The sequence below is a fragment of the Arenibacter aquaticus genome (genome assembly GCF_003957295.1).
GTDB lineage: Bacteria > Bacteroidota > Bacteroidia > Flavobacteriales > Flavobacteriaceae > Arenibacter > Arenibacter aquaticus.
Genome location: NZ_RQPJ01000021.1, coordinates 615,091 through 634,401, shown reverse-complemented (window position 1 = coordinate 634,401; position 19,311 = coordinate 615,091). Strand labels below are relative to the sequence as shown.

The 19,311-nt window shown below is 39.0% G+C and carries 16 protein-coding genes; 10 read left to right on the top strand and 6 right to left on the bottom strand.

Features of this window, described 5'->3' with window-relative positions; genetic code table 11:
- Positions 1–245: 245 nt before the first annotated feature.
- From EHW67_RS18520 to EHW67_RS18500, 5 genes are read left to right on the top strand one after another with little or no spacing between them, the layout of a single operon-like run.
- Entirely contained in the window at positions 246–2,159 is a 1,914-nt protein-coding gene (locus EHW67_RS18520) for a sensor histidine kinase (RefSeq protein ID WP_317126893.1), read from the top strand.
- A gap of 22 nt (positions 2,160–2,181) precedes the next feature.
- On the top strand, positions 2,182–2,862 hold the full coding sequence (locus tag EHW67_RS18515) for a metal-dependent hydrolase (protein WP_126163871.1): 681 nt from the start codon (positions 2,182–2,184) through the stop codon (positions 2,860–2,862).
- A gap of 44 nt (positions 2,863–2,906) precedes the next feature.
- Positions 2,907–3,959 carry an o-succinylbenzoate synthase gene (locus tag EHW67_RS18510; RefSeq protein WP_126163870.1) on the top strand — a complete coding sequence of 351 codons (1,053 nt, stop codon included), beginning with the start codon at positions 2,907–2,909 and terminating at the stop codon, positions 3,957–3,959.
- Positions 3,950–4,903 carry a CPBP family intramembrane glutamic endopeptidase gene (locus EHW67_RS18505; RefSeq protein ID WP_126163869.1) on the top strand — a complete coding sequence of 318 codons (954 nt, stop codon included), beginning with the start codon at positions 3,950–3,952 and terminating at the stop codon, positions 4,901–4,903. Before EHW67_RS18510 ends, EHW67_RS18505 begins: the two co-directional genes overlap by 10 nt.
- Complete coding sequence (locus tag EHW67_RS18500) at positions 4,893–5,969, top strand: AMP-binding protein (RefSeq protein WP_126163868.1); 1,077 nt, start codon at positions 4,893–4,895, stop codon at positions 5,967–5,969. Before EHW67_RS18505 ends, EHW67_RS18500 begins: the two co-directional genes overlap by 11 nt.
- 138 nt (positions 5,970–6,107) lie before the next feature.
- Here the strand turns inward: EHW67_RS18500 and EHW67_RS18495 are convergent, their stop codons facing one another.
- Entirely contained in the window at positions 6,108–7,736 is a 1,629-nt protein-coding gene (locus EHW67_RS18495; RefSeq protein ID WP_126163867.1) for an acyl-CoA carboxylase subunit beta, read from the bottom strand.
- Between the two features lie 73 nt (positions 7,737–7,809).
- On the opposite strand from EHW67_RS18495, the gene EHW67_RS18490 reads away from it, so the two are divergent.
- The 3 genes from EHW67_RS18490 to ettA all read left to right on the top strand — a co-directional run bounded on the left by EHW67_RS18490 (position 7,810) and on the right by ettA (position 10,876).
- A complete protein-coding gene (locus tag EHW67_RS18490; RefSeq protein WP_126163866.1) occupies positions 7,810–8,793 on the top strand; it encodes a Gfo/Idh/MocA family protein in 984 nt (327 codons plus the stop codon).
- A 72-nt stretch (positions 8,794–8,865) separates the two neighbouring features.
- Positions 8,866–9,048 carry a CAL67264 family membrane protein gene (locus EHW67_RS18485; protein ID WP_126163865.1) on the top strand — a complete coding sequence of 61 codons (183 nt, stop codon included), beginning with the start codon at positions 8,866–8,868 and terminating at the stop codon, positions 9,046–9,048.
- A gap of 136 nt (positions 9,049–9,184) precedes the next feature.
- Positions 9,185–10,876, top strand: a complete 1,692-nt coding sequence (gene ettA / locus EHW67_RS18480) for an energy-dependent translational throttle protein EttA (RefSeq protein WP_126163864.1) — start codon at positions 9,185–9,187, stop codon at positions 10,874–10,876.
- Positions 10,877–11,140: 264 nt separating this feature from the next.
- Here ettA and EHW67_RS18475 read toward each other — a convergent pair whose 3' ends face one another.
- Positions 11,141–11,941 carry an MBL fold metallo-hydrolase gene (locus EHW67_RS18475; RefSeq protein WP_126163863.1) on the bottom strand — a complete coding sequence of 267 codons (801 nt, stop codon included), beginning with the start codon at positions 11,939–11,941 and terminating at the stop codon, positions 11,141–11,143.
- Between the two features lie 13 nt (positions 11,942–11,954).
- Positions 11,955–12,419, bottom strand: coding sequence for a GNAT family N-acetyltransferase (locus EHW67_RS18470; RefSeq protein ID WP_126163862.1), 465 nt, complete (start codon positions 12,417–12,419; stop codon positions 11,955–11,957).
- A gap of 173 nt (positions 12,420–12,592) precedes the next feature.
- On the opposite strand from EHW67_RS18470, the gene EHW67_RS18465 reads away from it, so the two are divergent.
- Positions 12,593–13,480 (top strand): hypothetical protein, encoded by an 888-nt coding sequence (locus EHW67_RS18465; RefSeq protein ID WP_126163861.1) that lies wholly within the window; start codon positions 12,593–12,595, stop codon positions 13,478–13,480.
- Positions 13,481–13,551: 71 nt separating this feature from the next.
- On the opposite strand, the gene fumC is transcribed toward EHW67_RS18465, so the two are convergent.
- From fumC to EHW67_RS18450, 3 genes are all read right to left on the bottom strand, one after another.
- Positions 13,552–14,952, bottom strand: a complete 1,401-nt coding sequence (gene fumC / locus EHW67_RS18460; RefSeq protein ID WP_126163860.1) for a class II fumarate hydratase — start codon at positions 14,950–14,952, stop codon at positions 13,552–13,554.
- 196 nt (positions 14,953–15,148) lie between these two features.
- Entirely contained in the window at positions 15,149–15,562 is a 414-nt protein-coding gene (locus EHW67_RS18455; protein ID WP_126163859.1) for a thiol-disulfide oxidoreductase DCC family protein, read from the bottom strand.
- A gap of 10 nt (positions 15,563–15,572) precedes the next feature.
- Positions 15,573–17,753 carry an endonuclease MutS2 gene (locus EHW67_RS18450; RefSeq protein ID WP_126163858.1) on the bottom strand — a complete coding sequence of 727 codons (2,181 nt, stop codon included), beginning with the start codon at positions 17,751–17,753 and terminating at the stop codon, positions 15,573–15,575.
- A 395-nt stretch (positions 17,754–18,148) separates the two neighbouring features.
- Here EHW67_RS18450 and EHW67_RS18445 point away from each other — a divergent pair, with 395 nt between their 5' ends.
- Entirely contained in the window at positions 18,149–19,198 is a 1,050-nt protein-coding gene (locus tag EHW67_RS18445) for a DUF6340 family protein (RefSeq protein WP_126163857.1), read from the top strand.
- The last annotated feature ends 113 nt before the right edge of the window (positions 19,199–19,311 follow it).

Sequence of the window (19,311 nt, the reverse complement as noted above, 5' to 3'; positions counted from 1 at the left end):
GATAAACTGATGAAATTACGTCAAAAGGAGGTAAAAAGAACCTATAAGATGGACAATCCTAGTTGTGTGGCGTATATATAAAATACAACATAAAAGCCGTTTTAACGTTAGTTATACCATATGCTTACAGAAACCAATCTATACGGTATTACCGATAAAGAACAAGAACTATAAAGAAATTAGAGAACAATTGTACAATGCCAAAGTCCTATAGGAAAATATTTATATTAATTATTATCTGTTCATTGTCTTTGTGGCAAGCGCCTGCCCAAGATTCGGTAGTGACACCAAACCATTTTCAGGAGTTTCAAAATATTAATGGTGCCCAGGAAAGATTTAACTATTTTTTTAACACCACAAATCGCTATTCGGAACATTCGGCCTATGACTGGCAGGCTGCAGTAAATGTGTATCACAACACCGCCCAGAAATCCAATGACACTACAAGTGTTAAGAAGTATGAACTAATGCAGGCCCAACTCTTCTATGATATTGGCGATTTTAGCAAAAGTGTTGCCATAGCAAACCAATTACATAAGGAAATAGATAATTTGGATGTAGCATCCAAAAGGATTTTATTGGATTTAATTGACAATAATTATGCGAAATTGGGACTGTATGACCGACAGTTTGAGATTAGAAACGAAAAAAAGAATTTAGGACTTTCCGATAAGGTTATTTTTTATGACATCTATTCCAATCTAGGGCTTCATAGAAAGGCCATGGACGATTATATTAAAGATAAGCTAAAGACAATAAAAGAGGACGATTACTACGGTCAGGCCCAATACCAAAGTAAGGTAGGGAACTATCTTCTCTTGGACATGTCTATCCCCACTGCCTTAACCTGCTATAAAAAGGCCAAGGGGTTTATAGATGTTTATTTAAATGATATTAGTAGGGAAAAAACGGAAGAAGAGATAGCAAAAGGAAATTTACTTAAAGGTATTATTGAAGGTAATATTGGTAAATGCCATGCACTGCTAAAGGAGTATGATATAGCCATACCCTATTTGGAAAATTCCATTAGCCTCATCAAGGAATACAACAAGGGCAAGTTTTCTTCGGAAATGGTAGAGAATAGTTTGGAATTGGCCGATTGCCACCTTCAGAAAGAGGAATATGACAAGGCCAAAGAGTATCTTTTAAACGATTTGAAACCATTAAAGGTAGCCAACATCCTTAGGAGAAATAGATTATTGGCAGCCTATTATGATCGTATTGGTGATTTTAAGAACTCCACAGAATATTTAAAAAAGAACGTACGGATAAGGGATTCATTAAACCGTAACGAATCTTCTATGAAAAAACAGCAGTTGGCAGCCGTTGCCGGCCAGGAGATAGAGTACTCTAAAAGAATGATGGAGCAGCAGAAAAGGGATTTGGAACAATCTAGAAGCGACCTCCAAGCAAAGGAAGAACGCATCAATATTGTATTTATCTCATTGATTTTTACGCTCTTGGGGTTTGCAGGTTTGGTTTTTGCCTATTTAAAAAGTATCAAGAACCAACGATTGATCGCAGAACAGAAGAGGATAATAGAAGCCTCCTTGGTTGAAAAGGATTCCCTTCTAAAGGAAATCCATCACAGGGTAAAGAATAACCTCCAGATGGTTTCCAGCCTACTTAGTTTACAAACAAAAAATACTAGAAGCAAAGCTGCCATTCAAGCCTTGGAGGAAGGTAAGAGTAGGGTAAAAGCAATGGCCTTGATCCACCAAAAACTATATCAAAACGACGATCTTTCGGTAATAGAAATGCAAGGATATATAGAAAGCCTTATCAACAGTGTACAATCAGTATACAAAAAAGGCGGACACAATATAAATATAGCTATAGATGCCGAGGGGGTGGAATTGGATATAGATAGGGCCATTCCTTTTGGACTTATTCTAAACGAATTGGTTTCCAATTCTTTTAAATATGCCTTCCCGGAAGATGACGAGAATGGAAAAATTTATATCCATTTAAGAAAAAATGGGGAACAGGGATATTTTGAGTATTCCGATAATGGGGTTGGCCTTCCAGAAGATACAGATGATAGGGCCAATTCCTCAATGGGTATAAGGCTTATGAATAGGCTTGTAAACCAGTTGCAGTCTTCATTAAATATAGATAAAACTACTGAAGGAGTTCGTTTTTGGTTCAATTTTAAATAAATTTGACCAAAACATTATCACCATGGAAATTACATTTTTGGGCCATGCTTCACTTCTCATAACTACGGGAGGAAAAAGGTTGCTGGTCGACCCATTTATATCGGCCAATGAAAAAGCTAGTGGAATTATAGAAATCAAGGATTTAAAACCCGACTATATTTTGGTGACCCACGCACACCAAGACCATATTCTGGATGTGGAGGAGATTGCAAGATCGTCGAAGGCTATAGTGGTAAGTAATTATGAAATTGCTACCTACTATGAAAATAAAGGAATTAATGTACATCCAATGAACCACGGCGGCAATTGGAAGTTTGATTTCGGTCACCTTAAATATGTCAATGCTATACACACCTCCTCTTTCCCAGATGGTTCCTATGGAGGCCAGCCTGGTGGATTTATACTTAGTTCAGAAGAAAAGCATGTTTATATTGCTGGAGATACTGCCCTCACTATGGATATGAAGCTTATTCCACTAGGTTTTAGCTTAGATCTTGCAGTACTTCCCATAGGTGATAATTTTACCATGGGAGTGGACGATGCCATAACGGCATCTGATTTTGTTGACTGCTCCAAAGTTTTGGGATATCACTACGATACTTTTGGGTACATTGAAATAGACCATAAGGAGGCTTTACAGAAATTCAAAGAAGCAAACAAAGAACTTATTTTATTGGAAATTGGGAAATCGTTGACCGTTTAAAGTAGATAAAATGAAATACTTTAATCTCAGTTGATACCCCATACATGCAAGCTACCTATAGAAAATACATTTTAGAATTTAAAAGACCCAGTGGTACATCACGGGGAGTAATGACCCATAAGGACACCTATTTTATTGTCTTGAAAGACAATGAAAAACAAGGAGTTGGTGAATGTGGTTTGTTAAAGGGACTCAGCATTGACGATGTGCCAGATTATGAGGAAAAACTATCATGGGCCTGTGACAATATAGACATGGGGAAAGAGGCTCTTTGGGATGCTCTCAAGGATTACCCCAGTATTCAGTTTGGGGTGGAACAGGCATTCTTATCCTTAATGTCGCAAAACCCATTTGTACTTTTCCCTTCAAAATTTACCGACAATAATGTGGCCATTCCTATAAATGGACTTGTTTGGATGGGCAGTGAACAGTATATGCACAAACAGATAGAACAAAAATTGGAGGAGGGATTTAAGTGCATAAAATTAAAAATAGGCGCCATTGATTTTGACAAGGAGTTAGCCTTGCTAAAATCTATTAGAAAAAAATATACACCACAGGAAATAGAAGTAAGGGTTGATGCTAATGGAGCCTTTTCCTCCATGGAGGCCTTAGATAAATTGGAACGGTTATCCAAATTCCAAATACATTCCATAGAACAGCCAATACAGGCTGGAAATTTTGATGAAATGAGGGAATTATGCACTAAATCACCCATACCCATTGCATTGGACGAAGAACTTATTGGTGTTGTCAACCAAATAGAGAAGGAAAAATTATTGCGTAGGATTCAACCCCAATATATTATTTTAAAGCCTAGTCTTATAGGTGGTTTTAAAGGAAGTATGGAATGGATACGATTAGCAGATAAATATAATATAGGGTGGTGGATCACCAGTGCCCTGGAAAGTAATATTGGTCTTAATGCCATTGCCCAATGGACCTATACCTTAGGCAATAAATTGCCCCAAGGATTGGGTACCGGTGGGTTATATACCAATAATTTTGAGAGTCCCCTACGTGTAGAACAGGGTACCATTGCCTATGTAAAGAATGCGAATTGGGAAAATAATCTAATAGATAGTATATGTATATAGAACAAGGTTTAAATGGTAAACACGAATCCTGGCGGTATTTAGTAGGGGTCTTAATTATTTTCATTGGCTGGCAATTAGTAGGGTCTATTCCGTTGTTGGCAATCGTTATTGTAAAATCCTTAGGAGGTGAGACCTTTCCAACCGACGTGGCCGGTATGTCCAAAATGATAGGAAGCAACCTCTTTTTATTTCTAATGCTTATTTCCTTTGTATTTGGCTTGTTGGCTACTTTTGTGACCACTAAGTACCTGCATGGGCAAACCATAGTTTCACTTACCACCAGCAGGAACAAAATTGATTGGAAACGCATATTTTTTGCATTTGGACTTTGGGGGTGCATAACTGTATTGATCACCGGATTGGACATATATCTGTCACCTGAAGACTATGTGTTTAATTTTAAACTCCAGCCTTTCCTGATACTGTTCTTTATATCCATCCTGTTAATACCTTTACAAACTAGTTTTGAGGAGTATTTTATGCGGGGGTATCTAATGCAGGGAATAGGGCTTATGGCAGCCAAACGGTGGGTGCCTTTGGTTATAACTTCCTTGATATTTGGATTATTACATCTCTTTAACCCTGAAGTAAAAGAATTAGGATATGGAATTATGGTCTATTATATAGGTACCGGATTTTTTCTTGGAATTTTAACTTTAATGGATGAGGGCTTGGAATTGGCCATTGGGTTCCACGCTGCAAATAATTTATTGACAGCCCTGTTGGTCACGGCAGATTGGACCGCCTTTCAGACCGAATCTCTTTACAGGGATGTCTCCAACCCAGAATTGGGCTGGGATGTATTCTTACCTGTGTTGGTAATCTATCCCATTTTGTTATATGTATTTTCAAAAAAATATGGTTGGACAAATTGGAGCGACCGACTTGCTGGGGATGTAAGGCAAATAGAAACCACTGAACTAACCAAAGAAAGTGGAGCCTAGTTTCAACCAAATACATCCAAATTTTAAATTAAATGGTGTCCATTATGATGTGGATGGCCTAAAGAAATTGGCTCTAGATCTTGTAAAGGAAGAGGAGTTGTACAAGTTGACTATTGGCAAATTTTTAATGGATTGGCTAGATGATACAGCCATCCTTGAAGTCCATACCTCTGGATCTACTGGAGCCCCTAAAGCAATTGCTTTAAAAAAGGTACAAATGGCTAATTCTGCATTGGCCACAGGAAAGTTCTTTAAAATGGGAGCTGGAACAAAAGCCATTCTGTGCCTGTCTGCCCAGCATATAGCGGGTAAAATGATGCTGGTACGGGCAATGGTTTTGGGATGGGAAATTGATGTTTTGGAACCTACCTCCAATCCATTGGAAAAAACTAATGTAGGCTATGATTTTGGAGCTATGGTACCCTTACAGGTAGCCGAATCTATACCCCGATTAAATCAAATTAAAACCTTGATTGTTGGTGGAGCCCCTATTTCATCGGGGCTAAAGCTACAACTGTTGGGAGTTTTCACAAAGGTATATGAAACCTACGGGATGACAGAGACCATTACACATATTGCCGTAAAGGAAGTAGGTGATAATTTGCACAGCAATAGTTTTAAAGTTTTGCCAGGTATAAGCTTGTCAAAGGATGATAGAAGTTGCTTGGTAATTGAAGCGCCCAAGATTTCGGACCATATTATTGTTACCAATGATCTGGTTGAGCTTTTATCACCAACAGAATTCCAATGGTTGGGCAGATATGATAATGTTATTAATTCTGCGGGGATAAAATTGATACCGGAACAAATAGAATCCAAGCTGTCCAAGATTATCAATTGTAAATTCTTTGTGACTGGTATTACTGATGTTAAACTGGGTCAAAAACTGATACTAGTGGTTGAAGGAGAAGTGGATACCAAGAAATTACTTCATGATATAAAAGCGAATCCTAACCTTAGCAAATATGAAGTGCCCAAAGATATTTTTTCATTGCCCCAGTTCATATATACCAAAAATGGGAAGCTCAACAGAAAAGAAACAATGAGGGTCTTAAAATTGGAATAGCTATTTTGAAAGCTGAGAAATAGTTTTTTTAACCCATAACGAATTGCAAAACCTTGAGATATTAAATGCATTCATTTTCAAATCACCGCATCACCACATTAACACATTGCCACATTAATTAATACATTGGTACATTAACTAAACCTGTACAACCCCCATATTAAATGGCTTTTCTATCGGGGCATGATCCGCTGCTTCTATGCCCATCGAGATCCATTTACGTGTCTCAAGCGGATCTATAACCGCATCGGTCCATAAACGCGAGGCTGCATAATAAGGAGATATTTGCTGGTCATACCGCTTCTTAATGTTGTTAAAAAGTTCGGTCTCCTTAGCTTCGGTAATCTTCTCACCTTTTTTCTTTAAGGAGGCAGTTTCTATCTGTAATAATACTTTGGCTGCCGAATTACCGCTCATAACCGCCAGCTCTGCACTGGGCCAAGCTACAATTAATCTAGGGTCATAGGCCTTGCCACACATAGCATAATTACCTGCGCCGTAACTATTTCCTATAATTATCGTAAATTTTGGCACCACGGAGTTGCTCACGGCATTCACCATTTTGGCCCCATCCTTAATGATGCCCCCATGTTCACTTTTACTTCCCACCATAAATCCGGTTACGTCCTGCAAAAAAACTAGGGGTATTTTCTTTTGGTTGCAATTGGCAATAAAGCGGGTGGCCTTATCCGCAGAATCCGAATAAATGACCCCACCAAATTGCATTTCCCCCTTCTTGGTCTTTACTACCTTACGCTGGTTGGCTACTATACCCACCGCCCAACCATCTATGCGGGCATATCCGGTAAGAATTGTTTTTCCGTACCCTTCCTTGTATTGCTCAAAATCGGAATCATCCACTAATCTATTTATAATCTCCAACATATCGTATTGTTCTGCCCTGGATTTTGGAAGAATTCCATAAATAGCTTCTTCCTTTTCCTTAGGTTTTACAGCTGGGATTCGGTTGTAACCGGTCTTGTCATAGTCCCCTATTTTGTCCATAATGTTCTTAATGGTATTTAGAGCGTCCTTGTCGTTCTTCGCCTTGTAATCTGTTACACCACTAATCTCACAATGGGTAGTGGCACCACCCAAGGTTTCATTGTCTATTTGTTCGCCTATGGCAGCCTTTACCAAATAACTGCCTGCTAAAAAAATACTAGCTGTTTTGTCCACTATCAAGGCTTCATCACTCATAATAGGAAGATAGGCCCCACCAGCAACACAACTCCCCATAACCGCAGCTATCTGGGTAATACCCATACTACTCATTACCGCATTGTTTCTAAAAATTCGTCCAAAATGTTCCTTGTCCGGAAAAATTTCGTCCTGCATGGGCAGGTAAACTCCTGCACTGTCTACCAAATAAATAATGGGCAGCTTATTCTCAATTGCAATTTCCTGGGCCCTGAGGTTCTTTTTAGCTGTAATTGGAAACCAGGCACCAGCTTTTACCGTAGCATCATTGGCAACTACAATACACTGTTTACCCTTTATATACCCTACTTTAACAACAACACCACCAGAAGGACACCCCCCATGGGCCTCGTACATACCATCACCTACAAAGGCTCCTATCTCTATAGCATCCCGCTCCTCATCCAATAAAAAATCTATGCGCTCCCTGGCACTTAATTTGCCTTGTGCATGTTGCTTTGCTATACGGCTCTTTCCTCCGCCCAGTTTTACTTTGGCAAATTTTGTCCTTAATTCTGATAGTAGTAATTTATTGTGGTCTTCGTTCTTGTTGAAGTTAATATCCATGTTGCGCTAGCTTTCTTTTGCGCAATAAAGATAAGGAGTTATATTTATTAACTTTAACTAAATTAAAATCAAAATGAGTCAAAAATTAAGATGGGGGATTATAGGTTTGGGGAATATTGCCCATCACTTTGTTAAAGACCTAGCTCTGGTGAAGGACGCCAGTATTAGTGCCGTAGCCTCCAGATCCATGGACAAGGCGAAGGCATTTGCGGAAGAATACAATGTTCACTTTGCATTTGATAGCTATAACGACTTACTGGAAAGCCAGGAGGTAGATGTGGTATATATTGCTACCCCCCATACTTTCCATTCGGAACTAGCTATTTTAGCAATGACTCATAAGAAGCATGTTCTCTGTGAAAAACCAATGGGAGTAAATGCGGAAGAGGTTAAAAAAATGATAAGCGCATCCCAGGAAAATGGGGTATTCCTAATGGAAGCTCTTTGGAGTAGGTTTAACCCCTCCATAGTGAAAGTAAAAGATTTGATTGACCAAGGCGAAATTGGCCCATTGGCCTATATACATGCCGATTTTGCCTTTTATGCGCTAGACAGGGATTTAAAAGGCAGGGTATTAAATCCTAAATTGGGCGGCGGGTCTCTTTTGGATATAGGTATCTATCCAATTTTCTTAAGTTACCTTCTCTTGGGAAAACCGAAGTCCATATTATCTACATCACACTTTCATAGCAATGGAGCCGAAGTGCAGACCTCAATGATTTTTAAGTATCCCAAGGCACAGGCTATTTTATACTCCGGATTTACCAGCAAATCGGAAATGAAAGCCGAAATCTCAGGGGAAAAAGGAAGTATTTTTATTCCCACTAGATGGCATGAAGCACAAGGGTTCTCAATGGCACGCAATAACGAACAAGAAGAATTTAGTTTGCCCACCACAGGAAGGGGCTATTTCCATGAAATAAACGAGGTGCACCAGTGTATCGCGAATGGTAAATTGGAAAGTGACCTTTGGAGCCACCGCAATAGCCTGGACCTGATAGAATTATTGGATACAGTAAGAAAACAAAACCAAATAATATTCCCGTTTGAAGAATAAAGTTTTTTTAGCCTATTAAATTCTTATAAAAATTACGATATTTGAACCGCTACAAACCAAACCAATTAAAAAATGGGAATGAATAAGAATACGGTACTTGCATGGGCAACCTTTATAATGATCTTTGTAGGGCTTTCACTAATTGCCTTAGGTGCCTTTAGATATGATGATGTTGCCGGATGGGGCTTTGCCTCCGTGGGGATAGGATTCTTCGCAATTGCTTGGGTTTTTAACGCCTTAAAAGGAAGGGTCTAAACAACGGTTCCACTTATTGGTCTTTGTTCGGTGGTCAAAACTGAATTAACAACACTATAATGGATAATAGGAGCCTATAGGTAGTGAATTTGCCGCTACAGATACGATTAATCAAGATAAATAATAAGAAAAGCATATGTCGGACGATAAGAAAGTAATTTTCTCCATGTCCGGGGTTACTAAAACCTATAAAACGGCGAATACCCCGGTATTAAAGAATATATATTTAAGCTTCTTCTACGGAGCCAAAATTGGAATTTTGGGACTTAATGGTTCTGGTAAATCTACCCTACTTAGGATAATAGCCGGAGAAGACAAGAACTTCCAAGGCGATGTAGTTTTTTCACCTGGATATAAGGTTGGATACTTGGAGCAAGAGCCCCAATTGGATGAAAACAAAACAGTCCTGGAAGTAGTAAAGGAGGGAGTTGCCGATACTGTGGCCATTCTGGATGAATACAATAAAATAAATGATATGTTCGGGCTTCCCGAAGTATATGAGGATGCAGATAAAATGCAAAAACTCATGGACAGACAGGCCGAACTACAAGATAAGATAGATGCCAGTAATGCTTGGGAATTGGATACCAAGTTAGAAATTGCTATGGATGCCTTGAGGACACCGGACTCCGATAAAAAAATTGGTGTGCTTTCAGGGGGGGAAAGAAGAAGGGTTGCCCTATGCCGATTATTATTGCAAGAACCCGAAATTTTATTGTTGGATGAGCCTACGAACCATTTGGATGCTGAATCCGTACACTGGTTGGAACATCATTTGGCCGAATACAAGGGAACTGTTATAGCCGTTACCCACGATAGGTATTTTCTTGATAATGTGGCCGGATGGATATTGGAATTGGATAGGGGAGAAGGTATTCCTTGGAAAGGAAATTATTCAAGCTGGTTAGATCAGAAATCCAAGCGTATGGCCCAGGAAAGCAAATCGGCTTCCAAGCGTCAAAAAATCTTGGAACGTGAACTTGATTGGGTTAGGCAAGGAGCCAAGGGGAGACAAACTAAACAAAAGGCGCGTCTGCAGAACTATGACAAGCTAATGAGCCAAGATCAGAAACAATTGGATGAAAAATTGGAAATTTATATTCCAAATGGCCCCAGATTGGGAACCAATGTTATAGAGGCCAATGGGGTTAGCAAGGCCTATGGTGATAAATTGCTCTATGAAGATTTGAATTTTAAGTTGCCACAGGCTGGTATTGTTGGGATAATTGGTCCCAATGGGGCGGGTAAAACAACCATATTCAGGATGATAATGGGTGAGGAAACGCCAGACAAGGGCGAATTTGTAGTAGGGGATACCGCTAAAATAGCCTATGTAGACCAGAGTCATTCCAATATTGATCCTAGTAAGACTATTTGGCAGAATTTTAGTGATGAACAAGAACTTATTATGATGGGTGGGCGACAGGTAAATTCCAGAGCCTATTTAAGTCGGTTTAATTTCTCCGGTTCAGAACAAAATAAAAAAGTAAGTATGCTGTCTGGAGGAGAACGTAACCGTTTGCATTTGGCAATGACATTAAAAGAGGAAGGTAACGTACTCTTATTGGATGAGCCTACCAATGATCTGGACGTTAACACCTTAAGGGCCTTGGAAGAAGGTTTGGAGAATTTTGCAGGTTGTGCGGTTGTTATTTCCCACGACAGATGGTTTTTGGATAGGATATGTACCCATATATTATCATTTGAAGGGGATTCTCAAGTTTACTTCTATGAAGGCTCCTTCTCAGAATATGAGGAAAACAAAAAGAAACGCCTGGGTGGCGACTTAATACCCAAACGAATAAAATATAAAAAGTTAATACGTTAATACCCTGGTTTAACTTAACCTGGCAAAAAAACGCTGTTTCTTCCAAAACGATTATGGGGAAACAGCGTTTTTTAATAGAGCATAACCAAGTGTGGTGTTTGTTTAATAGTTTTATTTATTGGCCAGCTTTTGGATTTATAGAATGTTCACAAAATCTAAGACCTGCCGCCAAGGCCCTTCAGTTGGCCAAGGCACCAACTGTGTGGTACTAACTAGGGGGATAATCTTATACAATCCATGGGTAACATCCTATTTAAACACCACCTAATAATCTTCCTTAGGGTACCAATCCAGTTGTACCACCTCTATATCGGCATTCTTATCATTCACCAACAATTTAAATTTGTCAACGTCCGAAACATCTGGTTTTCCCCTATAGTGATAGGGATATACTTGTTTGGGCTTAAAATCCAGTACGGCATCTGCGGCACTGTCAACGGTCATAGTGTAGGGCAGGTTCATACATACAAATGCCTTGTCTATATTTTGTAAACTCCGCATTTCCGGAATATCTTCCGTGTCCCCAGAAAAATATATGCGTTGGTCATTTTTACTGAGAACGTATCCGTTTCCCCTACCTTTAACATGAAAGTTCTTGGCCTCCTCCCGTAGGTTATACATGGGTATAGCTTCAATGGTTATCCCATAGCGCACTTTAGAGTTGCCATTATCCAATATATCCAACTGTGGTGTAAACTCGGCCGGTATCTTATCAGCAACAGCCTGTGGTACAACTATTTTAGCTTTTTGGGTATTTAGGGATTGTAAAGTTTCCAAACTAAAATGATCCCCGTGTATATCTGTAATCAATATTAAGTCAGGTTCCTTATACGAATCAAACGCTTCTTTACCTCCCACAGGATCGATATAAATAATTGTTCCATCCCAGTCCAACACAGCAGTAGCATGTTCTATTGGGGAAATATCAAGGTTAGTAGCTTTATTTTCAGCAATTAGGGGTACCGACTGATCCTTGTCAACGGTAGTTTTATTCTTCTCCTTACAACTTAGGCTCCAAAGAGCGTTGAGCAGTATAAAACAGATAACAAAATTTGAATAGCGCATAATTTTAAAATATTTAGTTAAGCAATAATTCCATTTTTATATCACTCCTAGCGTAGGGTAGGTTTTTCTCAATTGGGACTTCCTTAAACCCAAATTTTTTATAGATATAAATGGCGTTCACCAATTTAGTGTTGGAATACAATACTAATTTATTCCAACTATTTCCTTTGGCAAGATCTATGGCAAAACTTAAAAGGGCCTGGCCTATTTTTAACCCTTGGAATTTTGCCTCTACTGCCATTTTCCCCAATTCGTATTCCCCACTACCCAATTTTAGCAATGCAAAGCAACCTGCAATTTCATTATTGTACTGGGCAAAATAAATGAAACCATCTTTGTCTATAATATTAGCTTCGCTATTGTCCAAAAGCTGGGTGTCCTTTGGTTCAACATAAAAATATTTTTCCAACCACTCAACATTCAGCTCCTTGAACCTCTCACTGTATTCGGATGTAAAGGGGATTATTCTTAAGGACATTTTGTTAAGATCAGTGATTTCCTTATGTTAAGGTAATCATTTTGGAATTTTTAAGAGGTAATTTATTTTTTTTAACCCAAAAAATCTAAAATTGAACGTGGATCGTATATAAAATGATACAAACAAATACTATTTTAGACTTTAAGAAAATTAAATAATTAATATTTAGAATTATGACTGAAACAAAAAGTAATAATGGACTGAAGGTTATTGCAGGTTTATTAGGGGTAATTTTGCTTGGTGTGATTATCTACACAGTAAGTTTATACCAAGATAAACAAAAGACTACTGCCTTACTTACCAAGGAGAAAGAATTGGTAGTAGAAGACCTTACCAGTTTAAAGTCGGAATATGACAAGGCAATTTTAGAGAGCAATGCTACCAATGAGGAATTGGTATCTGCGAGGGATAATATTGCAAAGTATATAGATTCTGTTCAAACTATGAAAGCCGATATAGCAAGTTTATATCGTTACAGAAAGCAAGTTGGTATCCTGACCAAGGAACGCGAGCAACTATTGAGAAAGGTAGATTCCCTAACCAGGTCCAATACCTTCTTGGCCATGCAAAGGGACAGTACCTATGTAGAGTTGGAGAAGCAGACCATATTTAACGATTCTTTGGTGGTACAGAACACCCAATTGGCAGATGTTTTGGAGAAAGGATCAGCTCTAAATTTATCCAAGTTTTCTGTTGATGCCGTAAAGGAAAGATCCAGTGGTAAATTGGTGTCTACATCCAGAGCTAGGGCTACAGATAAATTAAAGGTTTGTTTCACGGTGGCCGATAATGTAATTGCACAAGCCGGTGACAGGGAATTCTACATTGAAGTTTTGGATCCCCAAGGAAATGTTTTGGGTGAGAGTTTTTCCAAGACTACCGATTCTGGAGCTTCCGTAACCTATAGTAAAGGAACCGATTTTTATTACGAGAACCGTTCTTTGGACGTATGTGATTTTATTGACAAGCCTGCCGGAGATTTTCAAAAGGGAAATTATATGGTAAATGTATATGACAATGGTTTAAAACTATTGGGAACTTCCAAGTTTCAATTAAAATAAATAACACTACCCATTAAATCAGAAAGGCCAATCACGAATGATTGGCCTTTTTTTATTGCATAAAAATATTGTTAGGAATTAAGGGTTCCAACCATATCCTCTGGTTTAACCCATTCATCATATTGCTCTGCGGTAACATAGCCAAGGTTAATGGCTTCCTCCCGTAAGGTAGTACCATTTTTATGTGCCGTATTCGCTATTTCTGCAGCTTTGTAATAACCAATTTTGGTGTTAAGGGCGGTCACCAACATTAAGGAGTTGTTCAATAGCTGTTTTATAACATCGTGATTCGGCTCGATCCCTACGGCACAATTCTCTTCAAAACTTACACAGGCATGACCAATTAATTCTGCTGACTGCAGTATATTGGCTGCCATCATGGGCTTAAAGACATTTAATTCATAATGACCCTGAGTACCTCCAACACTTACGGCTACATCATTGCCCATAACCTGCGCACAGACCATGGTAAGTGCCTCGCATTGGGTTGGATTAACCTTTCCTGGCATAATGGAACTTCCCGGCTCATTGGCAGGGATAATAATCTCTCCAATTCCAGATCTAGGTCCGGAAGCCATCATTCTAATATCATTGGCAATCTTGTTTAGGGACACCGCCAATTGTTTTAGGGCACCATGTGTTTCTACAATGGCATCATGTGCAGCTAGGGCCTCAAATTTATTTTCGGCCGTTTTAAAAGGCAAGGAAGTGAAACGGGCTATATATTGGGAAACAAGTACGTCATAACCGGCAGGAGTATTTAAACCCGTACCTACGGCAGTACCACCCAACGCCAATTCACTTAAATGGGGCAACGTATTGTTCAAAGCCTTTAAACCATGATCTAATTGGGATACATAACCGGAAATTTCTTGCCCCAAGGTTAGGGGAGTGGCATCCATTAAGTGGGTACGACCTATTTTAACCACTTTGGAAAATTCCTTTGCTTTTTTGGCCAAGGTATTTCGTAATTGTGTTACGCCAGGAATAGTAACTTCAATAATCTTTTTAAAGGCAGCTATGTGCATGCCAGTAGGAAAGGTATCATTAGATGATTGAGACTTGTTCACGTCATCATTGGGCTGTATGGTCTTCTCTCCTTCCCCAATTTTTTTACCTGCAATCTCATGGGCCCTATTAGCTATGACTTCATTAACGTTCATATTGCTTTGGGTTCCAGAACCGGTTTGCCATATCACCAAAGGAAATTGATCATCGTGCTTGCCAGCCAATATTTCATCACATACTTGGGCTATAAGATCTCTTTTTTCTACAGCAAGTACACCTAATTCATGGTTGGCATATGCTGCTGCTTTTTTTAAATATGCAAAACCATAAACAACATCCAACGGCATAGATGCTGCCGGACCTATTTTAAAATTGTTCCTGGAGCGTTCTGTTTGTGCGCCCCAATATTTATCGGACGGTACTTGAACCTCGCCCATGGTGTCTTTTTCTATACGGTATTCCATAATACAATTAGAGTTTATTGATTGTTACAAATTTACATTTATCCCCTTAAGTAATAAAATATCAGGCCATAGTTTGTCAAGTTACCGGATGCTTCCAAAAAGCTTTTCTTTATCCCCGTATCAAACAAGGATCAGCGACCATTAAGAGTTGAAGCTTCATGCACTATATGAAATTTTGTACGATACTAAATAGTTATTAATCCAAAAATTTATTTTGTAATTCTGGAGAAGGTATCATGCAGTTATCTTTCTTGCCATACCATGTGTATCGGTTTTTGGCAACATAATCATAAACCACATTGCCAATTTTTTCCGGTATCCACTGTAATATCCCTATCAATTTCCAAGCGCCGCCAAAGGATTGGGCAATTTTTAAGGCTGCGGCAGATTTGGTGTAATACGCCACTCCCGGTTCTATGAGGATTATGGAATCCGTCACGGAAATATCTATACCCCGCTCTTCTGTTAATTTTTTGCCTACTTCACTTTGCAGTGATGCAAACCTAAAAACATCTTTGGTATCGTGGGCAATAACAAATTGCACGGCATTGTTACAGAGGTTGCAAACGCCATCAAAAAGTATAATTTTATTTTTTGGTGCCAATTCCATTTAGATCCTGCTATTTTTTTGGATTTTTTCTTTCTACCAGTTCCAGCTGCTCTACTCCCACGTTAGTGGTAAACATGCCGTAGTTAACAATGGCCTTGTTTTTTTCCAAGCTGTCTATACTGCCAATAGCTTTACCATCCATAAGCCTTACCCTATCGCCAACTTTGAATACAGGGCGTGGTTTATTTTTTTCAATTATAGCAGCTTTCTTCTTTTCTACTTTTTTCTTTTCCCTGATTACCTCTACCTTTTTTATTACCTCTTGCTCTACCTTGGCCTTTTTTGCCTTTTGTGCCTTTACCTCCTTGGCCGACTGCTTTTTACGCTTACTGTTTTCAGTTTCAACAATACGCAACAATTCGGAAACCAAGGGGCGTTTCTTTTTGTCTTGAAAATATTTTTGTGCTACTGTGTTTACCTTATTCCCCAAATAGATCATTCGTTGATTGTGATCGTACAATTCCTGATAGTTTTCCAATTTGGTTTTAATTTTCAAATTAAGATCCTCCAATTTCTGGGCTTCCGTTCGGGCCTTGCTTTCTTCTTCCTGAAGACGGGATCCCGTTTTTTCCATCCTACTGCGTTCCTTTTGCAATTTGGCAATAGTAGCATCAAAACGCACCTTGCCACGTTCAATTTTTTTCTTGGCCTTATTAATAAGGCTGTAGGGAATACCGTTCTTTTGGGCCACCTCAAAAGTAAAGGAACTACCGGCCTGTCCTACAACCAATTGGTAGGTAGGCTCCAACGACTTGCCATCAAAAAGCATATTGGCATTGGTAACGTGCGGTAATTCATTGGCCAATAATTTTAGGTTGGCATAATGGGTAGTAATAACCCCATAGGCCCCACGATCGTAAAAAACTTCCAAAAAGGTTTCGGCCAAGGCACCTCCCAATTCAGGATCACTACCGGTACCAAATTCATCAATAAGAAAAAGGGTCTTGTCGTTACACTTGCGCAAAAAGTAATTCATATTCTTTAGGCGGTAGCTATAGGTACTAAGATGATTTTCTATGGATTGATTATCTCCAATATCGGTCAGCACGTTATCAAACAAACATACCTTTGATCGCTCGTGTACCGGGATCAACAAACCACTTTGCAACATAACCTGTAATAGGCCAATTGTTTTTAGAGTAATACTCTTACCACCCGCATTGGGTCCGGAGATAACAATGATCCTATTTTTTGGATGTAAGGTTATGGTTTGTGGATAGGTTTTTTCCTTTTTGTATTTATTGCTCAAAAACAATAGTGGATGATAGGCATCCCGGAGGTACAGTTCCCTGTTTTCGCTTATTTCCGGCAGTAGGGCATCCATCTCCAATGCGTATTTGGCTTTGGAGGCCGTGATATCCATATGCACCAAAAAATCCTGGTAAGCGTGCAAATCCTCGGCATAGGGTCTAATTTGATTGGTTAGGTCGTTAAGTATTTTCTGAATTTCCTCCCTTTCCTCAAATTCCAAGTTACTAAGCTCCCTACTGTACCTTAAAGTGGCCTCTGGCTCTATATAAACTATACTTCCGGTTTTGGAAGTGCCCATTACGGCTCCTTTGACTTTTTTTCTATACATGCTTTTTACGGCGAGTACCCTCCTGTTATCCACAACAGATTCCCGGATTTCATCCAATAGTTCGGAGGCGTGATATGTATTTAGGGCAGATGCAAAGCTCTGGTTTATTTTACCTTTTACGGCTACCATCTGGGAACGGATGTTTTGTAGATTACTGGAGGCGTTGTCCTTTATTTCTCCAAACTTATCGATAACGGAATCAATATGTCTTGGAATATCGGGATTTAGGATTATAGCATCCGATACATTAAATAATAACGGATAGTATTCTTTAAATTTTACGAAAAATTTTATATGTGTTGCAACTGTGTTACATAGCGCCCCAATTTTCTTAAAACCTCCAACTTCTAAAGTGGTATTCTCTATCTTTAATAGTTTTAGCTCAGGGTTTATGGTATCAAAATTATGGTTTGGTATTCGATTGTCATTGGAGTAGGAGGCTAAATATTCCGAGGTTTGCCCTAGGATATTTAATATATCCGACTTGGAGGATAGCGGTTCCAAAGTAACTACCTGCTCCTTGCCCAATTCTGTAGTACATCGGGCTCCTAGCTGTATTAAAACGGTATTAAATTCTAGATCCTGTAATGTTTTTGAACTTATTTTATTCATTTACCTTAATTTCCTATTATCTGGTTATACTACCCGTTAAAACCTATATTTATCAAATAGTACCAGTTTGTCCGAAGCCCTTTTTAAACGGCTTGGCAGCAACTACCAACAAGCTTATGCCTTCAGTCCCTTGAGTTATATTTACTTTATTTGAAGGTGTAATTCCCCTAAGGGTGGCACCTTAATTCTAAAACGCCTCAAAGGTACGGAATAGGGGCAATATTGAAGGACTTTACAAGTAAGTATTTAAGCTAGGCAATAGTCAATATCTTTCCTTTTAAACCCAAATTAGCTTATGGTAAACTAATTATCAAGCAATAATTATGGCACAGTATATGTTATACTATAAAACCAGTGCAATAACCATTAACCAAGCACCCCTAAAAAATAGCCTTATGAAAAATCCAAGTTCAATCATTGCCTATGTAGGAATTGGGTTGCTACTACTATCCTGTAGTGCAACCAATAATTTAACCATGGGCGCCACCGAACCGGCTATAGTACATCTTCCAAAAAGTATAAAGCGCATAGGTATCATCAATAGAAGTTTACCCTCTGAACCTAACCAGAAAATTGATAAAATAGACCGAATTCTTTCCGTAGAAGGCATTAATCTAGATGAAAAAGGCGCTAAAGCTGCCATATCAGCCTTGTCCGAAGAATTATATAGGACGGGGAATTATGAAGAAATAGTGGTTCTGGACAGCATAATGGAAATTCGGAAAGGCCTTAATGTTTTTCCGGCTTCCTTATCATGGGAAACCATAGAAAAACTTTGTAAGGCCAACGATCTGGATGCTATTTTCTCATTGGCATTTTACGACACGGACACTAAGATATCCTATAAGGGAACTATGATGCAATTACCCAATAATCTAGGTATTAAAGTGCCGGTTCCGGGCCACGAAGTAAAGCTGAATACCGTTATCAACAATGGATGGCGTATATATACCCCTTTAAACAAACAAATTGTTGATGAATTTACATACACAGATTACTTGGTGTCCTCAGGGAAGGGTATTAATCCGATCAAGGCCCTCGAAGCCGTGGCGCGCAGAAACGAGGCTGTTGAGGAGTTAAGTAAAAATATTGGTTATGCATACGGATCCAGATTGTCTCCTTACAAACACAGGATAAGTAGGGACTACTTTGTGCGGGGCACTGATAATTTTGTGGTGGCCAAAAGAAGGGCACAAACAGGGGATTGGGACGGTGCAGCCCAACTTTGGGAACGTGAGCTGGATAATTCCAAATCCAAAATAGCCGGTAGGGCATGTTACAACATGGCCATAATAAACGAAATAAACGGCAACATACCAGAGGCGATGGATTGGGCATCCAGAGCCTATGCAGAATATAATAATAAGGAAGCACTGCGATATCTGAATATTTTAAAATACAGGGCCTCTCAATTAGAAAAGCTGGAGCAGCAGGCATCCCGATAATATTGGTTTAGAATCCTAGGGATTTAATCTTTACCCCTCCATTCACCTAATTTTTCATTGATTGGACAATATTTTTACCTATAAATGAGTTTTAGGAGGGTTATGATATTACG